The organism is Alteromonas sp. CI.11.F.A3, assembly GCF_032925565.1.
Taxonomy (GTDB): Bacteria; Pseudomonadota; Gammaproteobacteria; order Enterobacterales; family Alteromonadaceae; genus Alteromonas.
In genome coordinates, this window is sequence record NZ_CP136708.1 from 2,356,846 (window position 1) to 2,375,656 (window position 18,811).

The 18,811-nt window shown below is 43.9% G+C and carries 17 protein-coding genes; 13 read left to right on the plus strand and 4 right to left on the minus strand.

Going from position 1 to position 18,811, the window contains the following annotated elements; genetic code table 11:
• Positions 1–8: 8 nt before the first annotated feature.
• Complete coding sequence (gene zipA, locus R1T43_RS10140; protein ID WP_317348548.1) at positions 9–1,646, plus strand: cell division protein ZipA; 1,638 nt, start codon at positions 9–11, stop codon at positions 1,644–1,646.
• Between the two features lie 191 nt (positions 1,647–1,837).
• Complete coding sequence (gene ligA / locus R1T43_RS10145; RefSeq protein WP_317348550.1) at positions 1,838–3,871, plus strand: NAD-dependent DNA ligase LigA; 2,034 nt, start codon at positions 1,838–1,840, stop codon at positions 3,869–3,871.
• Between the two features lie 205 nt (positions 3,872–4,076).
• Here the strand turns inward: ligA and R1T43_RS10150 are convergent, their stop codons facing one another.
• Positions 4,077–4,613 carry a DUF2062 domain-containing protein gene (locus R1T43_RS10150; RefSeq protein ID WP_317348553.1) on the minus strand — a complete coding sequence of 179 codons (537 nt, stop codon included), beginning with the start codon at positions 4,611–4,613 and terminating at the stop codon, positions 4,077–4,079.
• A 69-nt stretch (positions 4,614–4,682) separates the two neighbouring features.
• Here R1T43_RS10150 and R1T43_RS10155 point away from each other — a divergent pair, with 69 nt between their 5' ends.
• From R1T43_RS10155 to R1T43_RS10180, 6 genes are all read left to right on the plus strand, one after another.
• Positions 4,683–7,301, plus strand: coding sequence for a DNA internalization-related competence protein ComEC/Rec2 (locus R1T43_RS10155; RefSeq protein ID WP_211070972.1), 2,619 nt, complete (start codon positions 4,683–4,685; stop codon positions 7,299–7,301).
• Between the two features lie 71 nt (positions 7,302–7,372).
• Positions 7,373–9,118 carry a lipid A export permease/ATP-binding protein MsbA gene (msbA, locus tag R1T43_RS10160; RefSeq protein WP_211070971.1) on the plus strand — a complete coding sequence of 582 codons (1,746 nt, stop codon included), beginning with the start codon at positions 7,373–7,375 and terminating at the stop codon, positions 9,116–9,118.
• Positions 9,119–9,127: 9 nt separating this feature from the next.
• A complete protein-coding gene (lpxK, locus tag R1T43_RS10165; RefSeq protein WP_317348557.1) occupies positions 9,128–10,129 on the plus strand; it encodes a tetraacyldisaccharide 4'-kinase in 1,002 nt (333 codons plus the stop codon).
• Positions 10,130–10,145: 16 nt separating this feature from the next.
• On the plus strand, positions 10,146–10,340 hold the full coding sequence (locus R1T43_RS10170) for a Trm112 family protein (protein ID WP_013783967.1): 195 nt from the start codon (positions 10,146–10,148) through the stop codon (positions 10,338–10,340).
• A gap of 7 nt (positions 10,341–10,347) precedes the next feature.
• Positions 10,348–11,097: a 3-deoxy-manno-octulosonate cytidylyltransferase gene (gene kdsB, locus R1T43_RS10175; protein ID WP_305443048.1), complete on the plus strand. Its 750-nt coding sequence runs from the start codon at positions 10,348–10,350 to the stop codon at positions 11,095–11,097.
• Between the two features lie 226 nt (positions 11,098–11,323).
• A complete protein-coding gene (locus R1T43_RS10180) occupies positions 11,324–11,983 on the plus strand; it encodes an SDR family oxidoreductase (protein WP_317348565.1) in 660 nt (219 codons plus the stop codon).
• A 142-nt stretch (positions 11,984–12,125) separates the two neighbouring features.
• Here the strand turns inward: R1T43_RS10180 and rimO are convergent, their stop codons facing one another.
• On the minus strand, positions 12,126–13,568 hold the full coding sequence (rimO, locus tag R1T43_RS10185; protein ID WP_211070967.1) for a 30S ribosomal protein S12 methylthiotransferase RimO: 1,443 nt from the start codon (positions 13,566–13,568) through the stop codon (positions 12,126–12,128).
• Positions 13,569–13,795: 227 nt separating this feature from the next.
• Between rimO and R1T43_RS10190 the strand changes: the two genes are divergently transcribed.
• From R1T43_RS10190 to R1T43_RS10200, 3 genes are all read left to right on the plus strand, one after another.
• The gene (locus R1T43_RS10190) at positions 13,796–13,960 is read left to right on the plus strand and encodes a hypothetical protein (RefSeq protein WP_211070966.1); all 165 of its coding nucleotides are present in this window, start codon (positions 13,796–13,798) and stop codon (positions 13,958–13,960) included.
• A gap of 17 nt (positions 13,961–13,977) precedes the next feature.
• The gene (locus R1T43_RS10195) at positions 13,978–14,205 is read left to right on the plus strand and encodes a hypothetical protein (RefSeq protein ID WP_211070965.1); all 228 of its coding nucleotides are present in this window, start codon (positions 13,978–13,980) and stop codon (positions 14,203–14,205) included.
• A gap of 107 nt (positions 14,206–14,312) precedes the next feature.
• The gene (locus R1T43_RS10200) at positions 14,313–14,786 is read left to right on the plus strand and encodes a DUF2919 family protein (RefSeq protein ID WP_211070964.1); all 474 of its coding nucleotides are present in this window, start codon (positions 14,313–14,315) and stop codon (positions 14,784–14,786) included.
• A gap of 127 nt (positions 14,787–14,913) precedes the next feature.
• Here the strand turns inward: R1T43_RS10200 and R1T43_RS10205 are convergent, their stop codons facing one another.
• Both R1T43_RS10205 and tcdA read right to left on the minus strand, forming a co-directional pair.
• On the minus strand, positions 14,914–15,321 hold the full coding sequence (locus tag R1T43_RS10205) for a hypothetical protein (RefSeq protein WP_057791609.1): 408 nt from the start codon (positions 15,319–15,321) through the stop codon (positions 14,914–14,916).
• 125 nt (positions 15,322–15,446) lie between these two features.
• Entirely contained in the window at positions 15,447–16,229 is a 783-nt protein-coding gene (gene tcdA, locus R1T43_RS10210; RefSeq protein ID WP_410548969.1) for a tRNA cyclic N6-threonylcarbamoyladenosine(37) synthase TcdA, read from the minus strand.
• Positions 16,230–16,449: 220 nt separating this feature from the next.
• Between tcdA and lhgO the strand changes: the two genes are divergently transcribed.
• Together lhgO and R1T43_RS10220 are read left to right on the plus strand one after the other, a co-directional pair.
• A complete protein-coding gene (gene lhgO / locus R1T43_RS10215) occupies positions 16,450–17,658 on the plus strand; it encodes an L-2-hydroxyglutarate oxidase (protein WP_317348577.1) in 1,209 nt (402 codons plus the stop codon).
• A 117-nt stretch (positions 17,659–17,775) separates the two neighbouring features.
• Complete coding sequence (locus R1T43_RS10220) at positions 17,776–18,744, plus strand: glutathione S-transferase family protein (RefSeq protein ID WP_211070962.1); 969 nt, start codon at positions 17,776–17,778, stop codon at positions 18,742–18,744.
• Positions 18,745–18,811 lie beyond the last annotated feature (67 nt).

An 18,811-nucleotide genomic window follows, 5' to 3' on the forward strand; every position in this document is an offset into this window, starting at 1 on the left:
GAAGCTAAATGGAAGATGAATTACGTCTATCACTATTGTTTGCAGGTACCTGCTTTATAATTGCAGTGCTTGCACACGGTATTTGGAAAATTCGCAAAAACACAAAACCGAACAGTAAACCTCGGGTTGAACCTAGGCAGTGGGCAGATACGGGCGAGGAAGAAGGTTCGCAATCAGAAGGTTTTGATGAATTAGGTATTGGCCAAGTTCGCGTGGTGAGCTCTGGCAATGCACAAGAAAATTCACAAAACGATTTCGATGCAATCGATGAGCAAAACCCAAGTGACGCAAGTAGCAATGGACATAGCGATGCCAATCGCACAGCGGCAAATGCCTCTAAAGCAAAAAGCTTTTATGGCACCGATGACAGCTATGGTGATGAAAGCGATGTTAGTAATGTATCGGATAAACTGGCGCCTGAAAACGATACCAGTGATCACCTAGCGACATCTGCACAGAAAGAAGCTAGTACTTCAAACTCTGGTTCAAGTGCTGCCACAAGTGCTAATGGTTCAAAAACGAGTTCTGAAGATTCCGCTTGTGACACAAATGCACCGAAAGAAAAGGTGGTCGATAAACCTAAGCTTTATGGTTCGGTTGTGTCTAATCCAAAGCCGCATCTTCAAAGCAGTTCAGCTCCTGCAAATGAGGACGGTGGTTTCAGTTCAGACTCATTTCCAGAACCTCCAGGGTTTCTATTACGTGAAGGTGACGATGAATCTGCTAGTGAAGCTGCCGCTAGCACTACCAACCAGCCCTCTGCAAATTATAGCGCTGTCGATAATACACCAGTGTCTCATGATGCAGGCAATAGTGAATCAGCACCTGAACACAATTCACCAGAAATCGATGATTTCAGTTTAGATTCACCGGCAACGCAATCTGTGTCGGGGAATACTGCAGAGACAGACCGTAAAGACGCTGAACATCGGGTAAGCGAAGGTGCTGAAGTCGTTAGTGCCAGCGGCCTAGGTCAACAAGCTAAGCGATTTATGAAAGGAAAGCGCAGCAAACCTATTTCTCGCAAGCGCCAAGAGCCTAAATTTGGCGATGATCAAATGCGTATCGATTTTGATGATAGTGCAGCCAGTACCGCCAATGCAGCCAATTCAGAAGGCGCAGAAAGTGCGAATACAGGCAGCCAAGATAACAGTATGCAAAACGCGACTGCTTCTGACAGCCCCACTCAAAATGAAGGCGCTTCTGAGCAAATTGAGCAAGAAGTACTTGTACTCAATGTGAAAGCGCCCGAGGACGACCCAATAGCTGGTGCGGCCTTGTTGCCAATGCTACTTACCCTTGGCTTTAAGTTTGGCGACCAGGATATTTTCCACCGTCATGTGAATTCAAATGGCAAAGGCCCAGTGTTATTTAGCTTAGCCAATATGTTTAAGCCTGGAATTTTCGATATTGATAACCTTGAAACCTTTAACACTCAGGGTGTTTCTTTGTTTATGATCCTGCCCATTGAAGGCGACCCGCATCAAGTGTTCAACATGATGCATAACGCCGCACGTAAGCTGGCAGATGAATTTGGTGGTCAAGTGCTAGATGGTCGTCGTAGCGTGCTAACCAAACAAGGTTTACAGCAATACATGGAAAAAATACGTGAGTTTGAACGCAAACGTATGATTACCCGTCAGTAGTCATTTCCTATACATAGCAGAAAGGGCCTGACTTTTTAGCGGCCCTTTTTTGTTATCTCATGCTACCATTAGGGCAATTATTTGTAGTTAAGTACATCCACTCAATTAACATTGAGTGAGGGTGCTGCTTCTGTTTTAGTTAGCAGAACATAACAGCCATTTCTTTTAAAAAATTACACGCAAGTATCATCATGTCTGACACGTTAGAACAAGCTAAAGCCCGCGCCGAATCACTTCGTGGGCAAATAAATGAATACAACTATCAATACTATGTACTCGATGCCCCAACGGTGCCCGATGCACAATATGATAGAGATATGCAGGAACTCATTAGCATTGAAAAGCAATTCCCTGAATTGCAAAGTGTGAGTTCGCCCAGTCAAAAAGTGGGGGGCGCTGCGCTTTCAGCCTTCGAACAGGTTACCCATGAAGTGCCTATGTTGTCTCTTGATAACGCATTTGATGATGTGTCGCTATTGGCGTTTGAAAAACGAATTTACGATCGCCTGAAAGATAATAAAGTGCTTAACTTTAGCTGCGAACCAAAGCTTGATGGGTTAGCAGTTAGTATTCTTTATGAAAATGGCGAAATGGTACGTGCAGCTACGCGAGGGGATGGCCAAGTTGGCGAGAACATTACGACTAATGTTCGCACCATTGCTAACGTTCCCTTTACATTACGCGGCGAAAACTACCCGTCTCGATTGGAAGTTCGCGGCGAAGTATTTATGCCTAAGAAGGGCTTTGAAGCGCTTAATGATTATCAGCGTGCTAACGATGGTAAAGTGTTTGCTAATCCTCGTAATGCTGCCGCTGGCAGCCTTAGGCAGCTTGATTCAAAAGTAACAGCGAAACGTCCATTAATGTTTTACGCTTATTCTTTAGGTGTGGTTACGCCTGAGGATTTCGAGCTGCCACGTTATCATAGTGCGCGATTAGCGCAATTAGGTGACTGGGGCATACCCTTATGCCCTGATATCGATACTGCAGAGGGTGGCAAAGGCTGCTTAGAGTACTACCAGCGCATATTAACCCTTCGTGACAACTTACCTTACGACATCGATGGCGTAGTGTTTAAAGTTGATGATATTAGCGTACAGCAAACATTAGGCTTTGTAGCACGGGCGCCACGATGGGCAATTGCACAGAAATTCCCTGCTCAAGAAGAAATTACCAAACTGTTAGATGTTGAGTTTCAAGTGGGGCGTACCGGTGCAATAACGCCTGTCGCAAGATTAGAGCCCGTGTTTGTGGGTGGTGTTACTGTGTCAAACGCCACGTTACATAACCAAGATGAAATAGACCGCTTAGGGGTGAAGGTAGGCGACTACGTCATTATTCGCCGTGCGGGTGACGTTATTCCTCAAGTGGTGTCAGTTGTGCAAGCCAAAAGAGATGACAACGTTAAAGACATTGTCTTTCCTACAGATTGTCCAGTTTGTGGCTCTAATGTAGAAAAATTGGAAGACGAAGCCGTTGCTCGTTGTACCGGCGGCCTTATTTGTGCAGCGCAGCGTAAGCAAGCGTTAAAGCATTTTGCCTCTCGAAAAGCATTTGATATCGACGGGTTAGGCGATAAGTTGGTAGATCAACTCGTTGATGCCGATTTAGTGCATAGCCCAGCAGATTTTTTCAATCTTAAATTGGGCGATGTAGTGGGTCTTGAGCGCATGGCTGAAAAGTCTGCTGCCAAGTTGTTGCAGTCACTAGAGGCATCGAAAGCTACTACGCTAGCTAAGTTTTTATATGCGTTAGGTATTAGAGAAGTAGGTGAAGCCACGGCGGCTAATCTAGCGATGCATTTTGAAACCCTTGAGGCTATTCGCAGCGCGAGCGAGGACGAACTCATTGAAGTGCAAGATGTAGGGGGAATTGTAGCGGCGCATTTGCATAACTTCTTTAATGAGCCACACAACACCGATGTTATCGACGCCTTACTAGAGGCGGGTATTCATTGGCCTGCCATTGAGAAGAAGCCACAAAGTGCGCTACCTCTTGATGGACAAACCTGCGTAGTAACAGGAACCTTAAGCGAGATGGGGCGCTCTGACGTTAAGGCGAAACTGCAATTGTTGGGTGCAAAAGTAGCCGGCTCGGTATCGAAGAATACCTCGTTTTTAGTCGCGGGTGAAAAAGCGGGATCTAAGCTGACCAAAGCACAGGAGCTAGATGTTGAAGTGTGGGATGAAGCGACGTTACTCGCTTTTTTAGCAGAGCATGACTAGCACTTTATCACTAGCATTGCTTGAGCAATCAGTATTAATAGCATGCTTACCATTCAAACGTAAAAAGGCGCTTAGAGCGCCTTTTTCGTGTCTGCGTGTGTGGTTTTTTTTGGGTATACAGCTGTGTATTCAAAACATATTTGGTAGGCCATGTACTCGCCTGTACCCGTCTTGTACTCTTCTGTCTAAAAACAGGGACAGCGCGCTACTGTGTTTGTACCTTGGCTTTTGCACGCGCCAATCTTCTGCGTTCCCATGCCTTTTTAACCTGAAAACGCCAAATCCAGTTCAGGGTGAAGTAACCCACAGCGCTGGCGATGATGGAACAAATTGCGCAGCCAACTAAAAATGCGGGGCCAATGGTACTGATGCTTTCTACTACCCATTGCCAACTGAATTGGAATTCAAAGTGCTCAGGCTTGGTCCCAAGTACAGTAGAACCAATTTTATAAGCAGCATAAAATATAGGCGGTATGGTGAAGGGGTTGGTTACCCACACTGTGGCTACCGATAACGGTAAATTCGCACGAAAAGGGATGGCGACACCCGCAGAAAGCCACATTTGAAAGGGTACAGGCCAAAATGCAAAAAACAGCCCTATACAAAATCCGCCTGCCGCTGAACGTCTGTTTAAATGCCATAAATTAGGTTCGTGCAAAACGCTGCCGAACACGCGCAGAATTTTGTTGTTCTTTACAGCCTGCGGTTCAGGCAGGAAACGTCTAATAAATTTCTTAGGCATAACACTCGTTCGTTAACTATCAACATATGGGCTACATTCAGCCAGCTATATTTATTGCTACGTAAAACAATGGTAAATCGTATCACAATTTGGTGTGGCAGTTTTTGTGTTAGCGCAACAACCGCTGCTTTATGGCCCGAGTTGCCATCGCTAAACCTAGTGATGACGCTTGCCATAGGTGGTGGTGTACTGCTGTTCCTATCAAAGTGCAATTTTCACTTTCAAACAATAAGCGGTGAGAAACAAACGTCTTGGATAAAGTTTGTGCTTATTGCAGTTAGTGGCGCTTTTATAGGTGCTACATGGTTGGCGAGTTTAGGGTATTGGCACCTATCTTGGCAACTACCACAGAGCAAAATTCAACAAGATGTCACAATTAATGCGGTGGTTGACCAAGGAGGCTGTCTAAGTGGTCAAAAAAACGCCGAGCTCAGCTTACAAAATAGTGTAAATGCATTAAATGCAGAAAATATAGAAAGCACGGCAAACTCAAGTAAATTAAAACCGACTCAACGCGCAGGGCATGATGCAGGCGAACAGCGATTTATGGCGTACACCGTAAAGGTTAACGCCCTAGATGATTTAGCACTCAGATTCACTCGTAAAATGACATTAAGTCACCGCGTGACCGGTGCCTGTTTACACAACGGTGATAAATTTACGGCCACGGTGAAATTAAAACCAGCCTACGGCACGCTTAACCCAGTAGGTTTTAATCGGCAACAATACCTTGCCAGCCAACGGATTGTGGCCACGGGCTATATAAAACAGCTACACAATGATTCCGTGGTTCATAATCATAGTACTCGTCATAACATGTCAGTTTTTTTATCTACGTTACCTCTTAATCAGATGCGCTGGTTTCAGGCGCTATTGATTGGTGAACGTAGTCTGTTAACTAAAGACGACTGGTATACGATTGGTCAAACCGGTACCGCGCATATTTTCAGTATATCGGGAATGCACTTATCCATAATCGCCATGACAGCGTTTTATGGATGTAGCGCGTTTATTTTTGTTGTCAGCAGCATAATGAAACGAAAATCGGCTTTTATAAACCTAAGGAGTTACGTATTAGTAACTTTGGTTAGTAGTGCGGCGCTGTATGTCATGCTAAGTGGTATGGCACTGCCCGTGGTGAGGGCGTTTGTTTTATTGGTGATGGGCGTAGGCTTTGCCGTGTTCAATAATGTGTTACGGCCATTACACATGGGCGTTTTCATGTTGTTTACCTGTATTGTGTTGTTCCCTTTGTCGTTGTTACAAGCCAGCTTTTATTTAAGTATTGGCGCGGTGATAAGTATTTGGCTGCTTAATTGGCGGTTTCGATTTCAAGGGATGCCTTGGTACAAAGCATTATGTTGCATGCAGTTAGGCGTGAGTGTTGTGATGGCGCCTATCACTCTTTTGTGGTTTGGTACGGCTAGTACAATTGGCATTATTGCTAATCTCTTTGTATTGCCGGTTATTACACTTATTCTTCCTGTTGCACTAATTGCTTTAATGGCAGGGTACTATCTTTCTACAAGCTTAGTTCCTCCAAGCGTAGACTTTTCTGTTTGGGTGCTTCTTAAAATAGATACAGTATTAGGCTGGCTTTTAACCTGTTTAAGTGAAGCGGCATCTTGGCGAATAAGTGCAATTCACTTCTATCCCAGCACGGGTTCAATGCTGTGCCTGCTTATTGCTATGTTATTAGCGTTTTTACCCAAGTGGCGCTACAAATGGGCATGTGTGTTAGTGCTAATACTGCCTGTTATCTTCTCTTTTATTCCTTCTTCTCCAACCCGATGGTTTGTAAATGTATTTGATGCTGGGCAGGGGACTGCCATTGCATTAACTAAAGGTGTACATGCCATCATTGTAGATACAGGGCCTATGTATAACGGTGAAGCGCCGTTAGCAAGTCAGGTAATACCGGCATTTCTTAAACGAAATAACAGTGAACAAGTAGACATGGTTATTCATAGTCATGGCGATACTGATCACGCTGGCGGAAAAACGGCTTTTAAAGATTGGTTAGACAGCAAAGGTATACAACCCTCATGGATAAGCCCGATAGACGGGTGTGAGCGAGGCAGGGGAATTAACTGGCAAGGCTTAACCCTGACTTTTCTATGGCCTGAAAAAGGAAATCAAGAAGACAGTAATGCCATGTCTTGCGTGATAAAAATTGATGATGGACATCACAGTGTTCTACTACCTGGTGATATTGAGCGTGCCAGTGAGTACGCCATATTGCATGCAGAAAAAAAGCAAATGACTGTGGGTGCTAATGCGGGCGTAAGCAGTGCTCAAAATAATAAAAGCCAATTCAAAAGAGTGGTAGTAGATGCTGATGTGTTAATTGCGCCTCATCATGGCAGTAAAACCTCATCTACTGATATATGGATTAAACGTGTTTCCCCTGATGTGGTGATTTATACCCAAGGGTATGAAAATAGATGGAAATTTCCAAGCCAATCAGTATTTTCTCGCTACCAACATTATGGCGTACGCCAATTCACCACCAGCGAATTTGGTTTCATTCGACTTGAGTTCGCAGAAGGTGGCTATATAGTTAGTTCAGAACGAAAAGACGCCCAAAACCGTTGGTATTTGCCACGTTATACGCCAAGGCACCTTATTTCTTCAGAGTTTGAAGTGAAGAAAACGGACATTTTCCAAGCAAAGCATAGGGTTGATTAGGGAAATGACTCAAGTACTAGTACAATAGCTAGGGTGAAAGTAATGAATAACGAACAGGTTAAAACACTTTGATGCAACAAACCGATCCGTCGGCCTTCCAGGTTAAACGCTTTTTACGCTATCTGCGTGAATATAAACTCCCTTTCTTCGTTGCCGTTATTGGCATGGTGGGCTACTCCGCGGTAGATACTTTTGTATTTGCACAATTGCAGCCCATGATTGACGAGTCACTAGGGAAAAACGATCATGCGTACCTGCGGTTGGCCGCCTATGCGATAGTCCCTTTGTTTTTGTTACGGGGCCTATTCAACTTCCTTGGTACTTACACATTAACGTGGATTGGTGCGAAGGTTGTCATGCGCATGCGACAACAGTTGTTCGATAAATATATCCATTTGCCAGTGTCATTCCACGATACGCAAGCGGTGGGCGCGTTAATAAGTAAAGTGACCTACGACACAGAGCAAGTTGCCAATGCTTCTGGTAAAGCTTTGTTAACCTTGGTTCGGGAAGGGGCGCTTGTTATTGGATTACTCGCGGTAATGTTTTATTACTCGTGGCAGTTATCTATTATCTTCTTACTAATTGGCCCCTTGGTTGCCGTTATTGTCTCATTTGTTAGTAAGCGGTTTAGGGTGGTGAGTCGAAACATTCAGCAAGCCATGGGCAACTTAACTTCTGCGGTAGAGCAAGCGGTAAAAGGCCATAAAGTGGTCATTATGTTTGGTGGACAAACCATCGAACAAAAACGCTTCGAGCAGAAAAATAACAATAATCGTCAACAAACCATGAAACTGGCGGTTACCCAAATTTTAAGTGTGTCGTCTATTCAAGTTATTGCGTCTGTTGCGTTAGCCGTAGTGCTTTATATTGCCAGTACGCCTGGCATGGTAGAAAAGCTCTCTGCGGGTGTATTTATTAACGTAGTGTTTTGTATGGTGATGCTATTAAAGCCACTTAAACAGTTAACGACAATTAATAATGAATTTCAAAAAGGCATGACTGCCTGCGTGAGCGTATTTGAAATATTAGACAGAGAAAACGAAGCCGATTCCGGCGACATAAAAGTAGAGCGTGCAGTCGGTAAAATTGAATTCGATGATGTTACCTTTACTTACCCTGGCAAGCATTCTCCTGCGTTAACGAACGTCTCGTTTACCGCAGAGCCTGGCCATTCAGTTGCTTTGGTCGGGCGTTCAGGAAGCGGCAAGTCGACTATTTCGTCGTTGCTTACCCGATTCTATTCCCCGCAAAGTGGGCAAGTCAGGTTGGATGATAATCCTTTAGACAGTATTGATTTGAAATCACTACGGGCACAGTTTGCAGTGGTATCGCAAAACGTGACATTGTTTAACGATTCTATTGCCAATAACATTGCTTATGGTGCGAAAGAAACAGTAACGCAGGCGCAAATTGAGCAAGCCTGTAAAATGGCCCATGTCGATGAGTTTTTAGGTAATTTACCTGAAGGTATCGATACCGTTATTGGTGAAAATGGCCTTATGTTATCGGGCGGTCAGCGTCAACGTATCGCTATTGCGCGGGCTATTTTGGCCGATGCACCTATTTTGATTTTAGATGAAGCAACCTCAGCGCTTGATACCGAATCTGAAAGATTGATTCAAGATGCGTTAGAAACGCTACAGCAACGTTGTACCAGTATTGTAGTCGCACACAGGTTATCGACTATTGAAAATGCCGATACCATCATGGTGGTTGAGCAAGGTCGCATCATTGAAAGTGGTAAGCATCACGAGTTACTTGAGAAAGGTGGGCATTATGCTCAGCTTCACGCGCTGCAGTTTGGTGATAACTAAGTGAGCCGTATGGTGAAGCGCTGGTACGCTGGTCACCCGTTAGTTTGGCTGTTATCGCCACTTGCGATACTTTTCTGGGTGATATCCGCTTTTCGAAGGTTTTTGTTTTCTACAGGCCTGAAAAAAGTGTATCGAGGCCGTGCTAAGGTTATTGTCGTAGGCAATATTTCGGTTGGCGGTAACGGTAAAACACCCGTAGTACTTGCACTCGCGCAGTATTATCGCAATAAGGGTATGCAAGTTGGTATTTTAAGTAGAGGGTATGGCGGTAAGTCTAGCTACTATCCTCGACAAGTTACCGGTAACGATGATGCCAGTGAAGTAGGAGATGAACCTCGATTACTGGCCATTCGTAGTCAAGTGCCAGTGGTCATTGACCCCATTCGCAGTCGGGGAGCAGATTACCTTTCAAATGATCTTAATTGCGACCTAATTATCTGTGATGATGGGCTTCAACATTATGCGTTAGCAAGAGATGTTGAAGTGGTGGTAATGGACGAACGTTTAACCGGCAGTGGCTTCTTAATACCTATGGGGCCGCTTAGAGAAGGTCATTGGCGGCTGGCCACGGTGGATGCTATCGTGCATAACCGTGCTGATAACAAAAAGCCAGAGCTTAAAGCAGGAAAAACTCCTCAGTACCTTATGAAGTTGGTAGCCGGTGAAGTGTGCTCTGTTACAAAGCCCACCGAGCAGACTGAACTGACTAACTTTACTGGTAAAAATATTACCGCAATGGCGGGTATTGGTGCTCCTGAACGTTTTTTCTCTCAGTTAAAGAGTATGGGGGTGAACTTGTCCAGCACATTACCGTTTCCTGACCATCACCAATTTACGGCAAACGATATTCCATCGGGTACGGTATTAATGACCGAAAAAGATGCAGTGAAGGTAAGTGATATCGCCCACAGTGATTGTTGGTATTTGCCGGTTTCGGCAAGTATCGACCAGAATTTTTTCACACAAATAGATAATAAGCTGGTTAATGCTGGCTTAACAATGACGCCTTAGCAAGCAAGGAAATACAATGGCATTTGATAATAAATTATTAGAAGTACTGGCATGCCCAGTGTGCAAAGGTAAATTGGTGCTTAATGATGAAAAAGATAAGCTAATTTGCCGCTTTGACCGTTTAGCTTACGATATTAAAGACGGTATTCCGGTGCTTATCGAAAGCAAAGCAACGGTAATGACACTTGATGAAGTAGACGCAACGCGATAGGTGTGTGATGGCATTTACAGTAGTTATTCCCGCACGATATGGCTCTAGTCGTTTTCCAGGCAAACCCTTAGCGGATATTAACGGCAAACCCATGATTCAGCATGTGGTGGAGCGAGCCATTGAGGCGGGGGCGGAGCGGATAATTGTCGCCACTGACGATATGCGCATTGCCGACGTTGCAAACGAATTCTCTCATGTATGTATGACCGCCGATACACATCAATCAGGCACCGAACGTATTGCCGAGGTCATTGAGAAAGAAAACATTGCTGCTGATAGCATAGTGGTTAATGTGCAAGGCGACGAACCTTTTATTCCAGCGGCGAACATTAAGCAAGTGGCAAGTAATTTGTCGAATGCACCTCAATGTGTGATGGCTACCTTGTCTACGCCCATTTTAGAAAGCGACGATGTATTCAATCCTAATATGGTTAAAGTACTCGTTAACGCACATCAAGAAGCGATGTACTTTTCTCGTTCGGCTATTCCATTTGAGCGTGATCGTATGATGGAAAACCGTCAAAGTGCTGATCCTAAATTGTATTTTCGACATATAGGCATTTATGCGTACCGTGCACAATACGTGCAGCAGTACGTAAGTTATCAGCCTAGTGCTCTTGAGCAAATTGAATCTCTCGAGCAGCTTCGGGCCTTGTGGTATGGCGACAAAATCCATTGTGCTGTGGCAAATGCCAAACCACCAGTAGGTATTGATACACCTGAAGATCTTGCGCGTTTGCTAGCGTCGCTAGGGTAGGCCGCATTTTTACTTGCTTTTTTAGTGGCTGAAAACCAGTAAAGATAAAAAGCTACGTGATATAACGTGTTAAAGAGCATTACGATTTGCCTGCTTAAAGACAAATCTTACTGTTTGAAAAAACGGTTAAAACATACTTTCATTGTGAGTGCATGCAGCCTAGTTATTTCGAAGTACGACTGGCATATTCTAAATTGGGTGCAGCATAAAAATAGGGAGCGTTAACATGAACGTAGTCATTACAGGGGGCAACCGTGGTATTGGTTTAGCCCTCGTTAAACAATACAAAGCGCAAGGTGCAACAGTGTACGCCACCTGTCGTAATAGCTGTGATGAGCTCAATTCTTCTGGCGTTAAAGTCATTACGGGTGTTGACGTGTCGCAGCCAGATACACTGGCAGATAGTTTAGCGGAATTAACAGACGTTAAGATTGACCTGCTTATTAATAACGCTGGTGTGTTAGGCAGAGAAACCTTAGATGACTGGGAACCTCACACCATAGATTATCAGTTTAGAGTAAACGCGATGGGGCCACTGCTCGTCACGCAAACGCTGCTTTCATCAATGGCTGACAACAGTAAGATAGCCATGATCACCAGCAGAATGGGCTCTATGACCGATAACACCTCTGGCGGATATTATGGCTATAGAATGTCGAAAGCCGCGCTAAATGCTGCTGGTGTTTCATTAGCAAACGATCTCAAGCCACAAGGAATCGCGGTAGGTTTGTTTCACCCAGGGTTTGTGCAAACTGAAATGGTGAACGGCAGCGGTGATATTGACGCCGATACTTCAGCTGAAAGGTTAGTGGCTCGAATAGAAGAGATGACCCTTGATAATGCAGGGCGTTTCATTCATTCCAATGGCGATGAGTTGCCTTGGTAAGCCCTAAGTAAATCTTTAAAAGAAAGTTTTTTTAGATTAAAAAACACATAAAAAAACCGGTAAAGCCTTAGGGCTTACCGGTTTTTTCTAAACTGTATTTAGTGTGGCAAGCGAGTTGAAAGCTTGCTGGCTGCTTCTAAAATTAGCCTTGGCTTTCGTCTTCGTCTTGGTCTTCAGACAGCACAGCCCACACGTCGTGTTCATTAGCATGAATGACTTCAGCCCACACTCGTTGACCCGGTTTTACATCGTAAACGCCATTAAGATGAACTAAGCCATCAACCTCAGGCGCATCGGCGTACGTTCGCCCTACAGCACCTTCGCTGTCTACGCTGTCGATAACCACTTGGTATTCGTTACCAATGCGAGCTTGTAAGCGCTGGGCGCTAATTTCACCTTGAACTTCCATGAAGCGCGCTAAGCGTTCTTGTTTAACGTCTTCTGGCACAGGATCAGGTAAGTCGTTGGCGCGAGCACCTTCTACCGGTGAGTAGGCAAATGCACCCACACGATCTAGCTGTGCTTCTCGTATAAAGTCGAGTAGCTCTTCAAATTCTTCTTCGGTTTCACCCGGAAAACCTACGATAAAGGTTGAGCGGATAACCAATGAAGGGCAGGCTTCACGCCATTTCTTAACCCGTTCTAGCGTACGATCTGCACTACCAGGGCGCTTCATTAAACGTAAGATGCGCTTATTGGCATGCTGAAACGGGATATCAAGGTAAGGCAGAATTTTACCTTCATTCATCAATGGAATAAGGTCGTCAACATGTGGGTAGGGGTAAACATAGTGAAGGCGTACCCAAATACCCATTTCGCCAAGTTTTTCACACAATTGCTGCATGTGTGTTTTTACGGGCATACCATCCCAGAAACCTGTTCTATGTTTCACATCAACGCCGTAGGCACTGGTGTCTTGTGAAATAACCAGTAGCTCTTTAACACCTGCAGCTTTTAAACGCTTAGCTTCATCAAGCACACTGCCTACAGGGCGGCTTACCAGGTCGCCACGCATCGAAGGAATGATGCAGAAAGTACATCTGTGGTTACAGCCTTCTGATATTTTTAAATACGCGTAATGACGAGGGGTAAGTTTAACACCGTGATCGGGCACTAAATGTTCAAACGGATTATGTTGAGGCTTAGGTAAGTGTTCGTGAACTTGCTCAACTACTGACTCATAAGCGTGAGGACCGGTAATAGCCAGTACATTAGGGTGTACTTCACGAATTTCATCTTCTTTGATGCCCAAACAACCAGTCACGATGACTTTGCCGTTTTCTTTTAGCGCTTCACCAATGGTATCAAGTGACTCTTCCACCGCGGCATCAATAAAGCCGCAGGTATTAACAATAACTAAATCAGCATCGTTGTATGTAGGAACAACATCGTAGCCCTCGGTACGCAATTGCGTAAGAATGCGCTCGGAATCTACCAAGTTTTTAGGGCAGCCTAAGCTGACAAACCCAATGCGGGCGCCGTTGCTTGCACCTGTACTACGATTTTCAGTCAGTGTTTTCACTGGCGTTTCTAAAGTAGTGGTTTTGTTTGCTGCTTTACTTGGATTGAAGGTTTCTACAGTCATCTAAAATATCACCCGGTAAACGACGCTACTTGTGCCTAAAATGGCCGCGGATTATACAGTAAGTATGACGGGTTCGCAGCTCTTTGAGGTAAAACTTTTTCAACTAACGACAATACTGCCAATTAGTGGAATACTGAACAAAAATTCATCATACTCTTTCGCTCTTCTCAACTGGGTTTAAAACAAACACGGTTTTTTATTTAGATACGCCCCATAAGGGCTCGGCATTGGCGGCATCGGCAATCTGTTATATTGGCTCATCGTTAGTACAAATACCCTATGAACTTAAAAATATGTTTGTTGGTTTACTTGATGCGAAAGGGGTAGATATTGTTCAGTCAGACATGCAGAGCTATCTAACGACACTAAATTCAAAAGCCTCGACTCGTTAAAGCCAGGCCACCCTTTAATGAACACCTTGTATCCTATGCGCATTCAGGGAAAAGCTTATTCAATTATTGGGTCAAAAAAAGAAACAGAATGTGAAAAAAGGGAAGTGTGTTTACTACTTACTGATGGCGTGGTGACCTACGAAAGTGCAGATATACCAGAAGCGCTAGAAAGGCTCATTGTTGTGTCTAAACATAACTCATTTAAATCACCTGATGCCATATCGTTTATATTACAACATTTATAAATCTCTCAAATTGCCAGATATTTTTTTTAAGCGCTTTAAGTTTGTATTATTAGCCCAATAATAATTGAGTTATTAATTATTCTTTTAAGCAAGGTTACTCGTTTTTCATGCTAAAACTGCCATTAAAATACTACGATGAATCTGGCCGAATTTTACCGCCGAAATGGTTGTACGTCATACTGGCACTTTTTAGTTTGGACTGGATTGCCTTTATTTTTTCGTTAGCCTCGCGTTCGCAAACAGAAGCATTACTCAAGCTGTTTTATCCTCAAAGTGAAAGTTTAGGCTTGGCATTATTAAGCAGTGTGCCGATAGTGCTAGGGCTTGCGCTTATATCGCAACGTGAAAGGCTGTGGAAAAAGGGATACACAAGTTGGTCTACTGCATTGTTGCCACTTATTTTAGTGGGAGTGATAGCGTCATTGAGTGTGCAGTTTTATCATATTGTGTCGGTACATTGGGGGTTTGAGATGATAACGGCCATCAAAGTGGTGGTGTCGACTATCAGTTTATATTGTATTAGCCGAAGTCGGCATTTGCGCTGGATGATACAAGACTGGAAAAAGCCTCATTGCGAGTAAATTGCCATTAGATTACATATCGATATTAATTACATGCAAATCGCAAATCGCAAATCGCAAATCGCAAATAGCTAGCGCGTGAGGCAAGAAATAAAAGCCTCACACGAAGAAGTGCAATACAGACCGATTACTGGCGGTGATTACTTACAGATTGGTCGAAATAAGCTTTAACACTAACTTGGCTGTCGTTCACGAGTCGCTCGTAGCAAATACCAGCGAAGGCATAAGAGTTTTCACCTACCACTAATAACACATAAGGCGCTTTGGGATTTGATTGGTCATAAAGCCAGGTTCCACCTACAAAACGCTGGAACGTTTCTCCTACATAGGCTCCAAAGATATTACAAATGGTGAAAACTGCCTCATCTTCTAGCGCGCTGTCATGATATTTGTCTAAAAAACTAAGTAAAATATCATCTACAAGTGAAATACTTTCAGCAGAATAATCTAAGGTTAAACTGAACTCTTCTTGGGCTGTAGCAACCGCATCTTCTGCGCAGTCCTTCATTAATTTTTCGAGCTCTATGGGTGACATTTTATTATCCTTCTCTTTTAACCTTTACGCGATAGTGTGATGTTAGCTATCGTCATTTTTAAACCTGCTGATAACCCAGCTTATAACCCAGCTTGTAACATTGTGCGGTAGTTATTCTCGTTTGTCTATTTATGACCGGTTAAGCGATTGATTACACTGGCTGATGCGAACATACCAAAGGTGGCCGTTACTGTTACCACCGCGCCAAAACCGCCAGCACAATCTAGCCGAGTACCGCCTTCCATCGCCGATTTGTTATAACAAACGCTGCCGTCTGGTTGGGGATAGCGCAACTGTTCAGTTGAATAGATACATTCAACCCCAAAGCGGCGTTTAGGATTTTTGCTGAAATTATAATGGCGTCTTAATTCACTGCGCAATTTAGCCGCAAGAGGATCTTGGGTGGTTTTCGATAAATCGCCCCGAGTGACTTGGGTAGGGTCAATCTGTCCGCCGGCACCACCAACAGTCACAATGGGTATTTTAGCCCGTTTACAATGAGCTACCATGGCAGCTTTCGCTCTAATGCTGTCAGTTGCGTCAATCACGGCATGCATATCTTGGGTTAACAGCTCTGCCGTGTTTTCAGGCGTGACGAAATCTTCAATACATACGATTTCGCAATTCGGGTTGATACGTTTAATACGCTCAGCAATAGCGTCAACCTTTGCGGCGCCTATAGTATCGGCCATGGCATGAATTTGTCGGTTGGTGTTAGTTACACATACGTCATCTAAATCAATCAGGGTGATTTTACCAATGCCAGAGCGCGCAAGTGCTTCTGCACTCCAGCTTCCAACACCACCAATACCCACAACGCACACATGGCTCATTGCAAGTTTTTCTGCGGCTTCTGCGCCGTATAGGCGAACGATGCCGCCAAACCTTTGATCTTCCAATATACTCACTATGTATTCCAGTTCTTGCTATGCCAATAGCCGCTTTGTTAAAACCGCTGCGTCAACGATACTCTGCTGACAATGTTCTGCGAACACGGCTCAGCCAACACTTGGAGGCGGCGAATAAACCCAACAGTTTAAACAAAAATTAAATGCGTTTAGTTAAGGAGCGCATGATCGCAAAAAAGCGTAATATTGCAAGGGATCTTCTTTAAACAATAAGTAAGACATGTCAAAACGGTATGATATTGCCATTGTAGGTGCTGGAATAGTGGGTGCGGCTGTACTTTATGAGTATCAAAAGCGCTATCCACAGCACAAGGTTCACTTAATTGAAAAAGAGCCTGTAGCTGCATTTCATCAAACCGGCAGAAACTCGGGAGTGATCCACGCTGGGGTGTATTACCCGCCTGGTTCGTTAAAGTCACAGTATTGTAGGCAAGGTTTAGAAGATACTATTGCGTGGTGTAGAGACCATCATTTACCGTTTGAGCAATGCGGTAAGCTTATAGTGGCGACGAACATTGATGAGGTGCAAAAGCTTGATAACCTTTTCAATAACTGCGAAATAAACGATTTAAGTCCCGAACGCGTTACCCAATCTAGGCTTCACTCGATGGAACCTAATATTACGGGTAAAGAAGCAATCTTCGTTAATTCAACAGGCATTACCGATTACACGGCTATCACGAAATCGCTAATGGCGGTTGCAACCGAAAATTCAACCGTGACTGCGCAATTCAATACACGGGTCCATGCCATCGACGAACATGACGAATGTGTATCGCTGTTAACCGAAGTAAATGATGTAAAACGACGCATAGAAGCTGATAGGGTTATTTGCTGTGCGGGAGTGTATGCAGATGACTTAATTAGAAAGCAAGGAATAACCCCAGATTTTAAAATCGTGCCGTTCAAAGGGGAATATTATCGCTTATCTTCTAAGTACGATAACGTAAGCGAAAGATTGATATATCCTGTACCCAACCCAGATATGCCATTTCTAGGTGTTCATTTAACAAAAATGATAGGCGGTTATACGACGGTAGGGCCAAATGCGGTATTAGCACCTGGTCGAGAAGCCTATGATACCCTTCCATCCTACAGCGAAATTTTCAGAACCTTATCATACCAAGGGTTGTGGCGGCTGCTCTGGCAATTTAAATCCAGTGTAATATCTGAAATCAAAAGTAGCGTAAGCAAGTCTTATTACGCAAGTTTGGTACAAAAATATTGCCCGTCAATTAATGAAGAGGATTTGCACTACTACCGGCCTGGGATAAGGGCGCAAGCGGTGTCTAAAACCGGAAAAATGATGGGCGACTTTGAATTCTTATCAACTGACAGGGTATTACACGTTGGCAATGCGCCTTCTCCTGCAGCTACTAGCGCCATGCCCATTGCCAAAGCCATCATCGATAAAATGGACGCTACGTAGATTTGCTCTATCTATTCGTTCTAAAAACTAGGAAGTTAAATCCAAAAATACAGGCATTACGTTCAAAGCTATACATGTTTGAATATCACGTTTTAAAATGAATGCTTGGAGAACTAAATGGGATTGCTTGTAGACGGAATATGGCAAGATAAATGGTATGACACGAGTGAGAATGGCGGTAAATTTGAACGTCAAGCGTCTAAGTTTAGAGGTGCAATAGGCGGTGAAGCCGGTGCGCAGCACCCGCCTGAATCTGGTCGATATCACCTTTATGTCGCGTATGCATGTCCGTGGGCCCATCGTGCGCTAATTTTAAGGCAACTTAAAGGGCTCACTGAACACATTGATGTTTCAGTGGTAAACCCCGATATGCTGGGGGACGGTTGGAGTTTTTCAGATTATCCAGGTAGCACTGGCGATAAGCTTTACCACTTTGACTACCTGCACCAGCTTTACACCAAAGCAAAGCATGATGTTACCACCCGGGTAACGGTTCCGGTTTTGTGGGATAAGCAAACCCAATCCATAGTGAATAATGAATCGGCAGATATTATTCGTATTTTTAATAGCGACTTCAATGCCCTTACCGGTGACGAACAAGACTTTTACCCTGTACCACTGCGTGAAGAAATAGACGCTATTAATAAAATGGTGTATCACGCTATTAATAATGGGGTGTATAAGGCGGGTTTTGCTACCACTCAAAGCGCTTATGAAGATGCTGTAAACACGTTATTTGAAGCGTTAGATACGTTAGAAACGCGATTGTCTACTCAGCGCTATTTAGTTGGCCATCAAATTACCGAAGCAGATTGGCGCTTATTCACCACTTTAATTCGCTTTGATGCGGTGTACCATGGCCACTTCAAATGCAATATTCGCCAAATAGCGGATTACCCCAACTTGTTTGGCTACATGAAAGAGTTGTATCAATATCCTGGTGTGGCGAGTACAGTGAATTTTGACCATATCAAACGTCATTATTATTATAGTCACACCATGATTAACCCTACCCAAGTTATTCCCGTTGGCCCAAAGCAAGATTTAATGGCGCCACACAACAGAGAAGCAATAAAGTCAGTTTAATTGCTGAGTAATTTCAAAAGCACATTGCGCGAAGGTGAGGGGTTTTATACCATCTACTTTAGAATGA

Bases quoted from the DNA above. Each gene is read 5' to 3' on its own strand.
- zipA (WP_317348548.1), top strand. From the start codon at position 9: ATGGAAGATGAATTACGTCTATCACTATTGTTTGCAGGTACCTGCTTT.
- ligA (WP_317348550.1), top strand. From the start codon at position 1,838: ATGTCTGACACGTTAGAACAAGCTAAAGCCCGCGCCGAATCACTTCGT.
- R1T43_RS10150 (WP_317348553.1), bottom strand. From the start codon at position 4,613: ATGCCTAAGAAATTTATTAGACGTTTCCTGCCTGAACCGCAGGCTGTA.
- R1T43_RS10155 (WP_211070972.1), top strand. From the start codon at position 4,683: ATGGTAAATCGTATCACAATTTGGTGTGGCAGTTTTTGTGTTAGCGCA.
- msbA (WP_211070971.1), top strand. From the start codon at position 7,373: ATGCAACAAACCGATCCGTCGGCCTTCCAGGTTAAACGCTTTTTACGC.
- lpxK (WP_317348557.1), top strand. From the start codon at position 9,128: ATGGTGAAGCGCTGGTACGCTGGTCACCCGTTAGTTTGGCTGTTATCG.
- R1T43_RS10170 (WP_013783967.1), top strand. From the start codon at position 10,146: ATGGCATTTGATAATAAATTATTAGAAGTACTGGCATGCCCAGTGTGC.
- kdsB (WP_305443048.1), top strand. From the start codon at position 10,348: ATGGCATTTACAGTAGTTATTCCCGCACGATATGGCTCTAGTCGTTTT.
- R1T43_RS10180 (WP_317348565.1), top strand. From the start codon at position 11,324: ATGAACGTAGTCATTACAGGGGGCAACCGTGGTATTGGTTTAGCCCTC.
- rimO (WP_211070967.1), bottom strand. From the start codon at position 13,568: ATGACTGTAGAAACCTTCAATCCAAGTAAAGCAGCAAACAAAACCACT.
- R1T43_RS10195 (WP_211070965.1), top strand. From the start codon at position 13,978: ATGAACACCTTGTATCCTATGCGCATTCAGGGAAAAGCTTATTCAATT.
- R1T43_RS10200 (WP_211070964.1), top strand. From the start codon at position 14,313: ATGCTAAAACTGCCATTAAAATACTACGATGAATCTGGCCGAATTTTA.
- R1T43_RS10205 (WP_057791609.1), bottom strand. From the start codon at position 15,321: ATGTCACCCATAGAGCTCGAAAAATTAATGAAGGACTGCGCAGAAGAT.
- lhgO (WP_317348577.1), top strand. From the start codon at position 16,450: ATGTCAAAACGGTATGATATTGCCATTGTAGGTGCTGGAATAGTGGGT.
- R1T43_RS10220 (WP_211070962.1), top strand. From the start codon at position 17,776: ATGGGATTGCTTGTAGACGGAATATGGCAAGATAAATGGTATGACACG.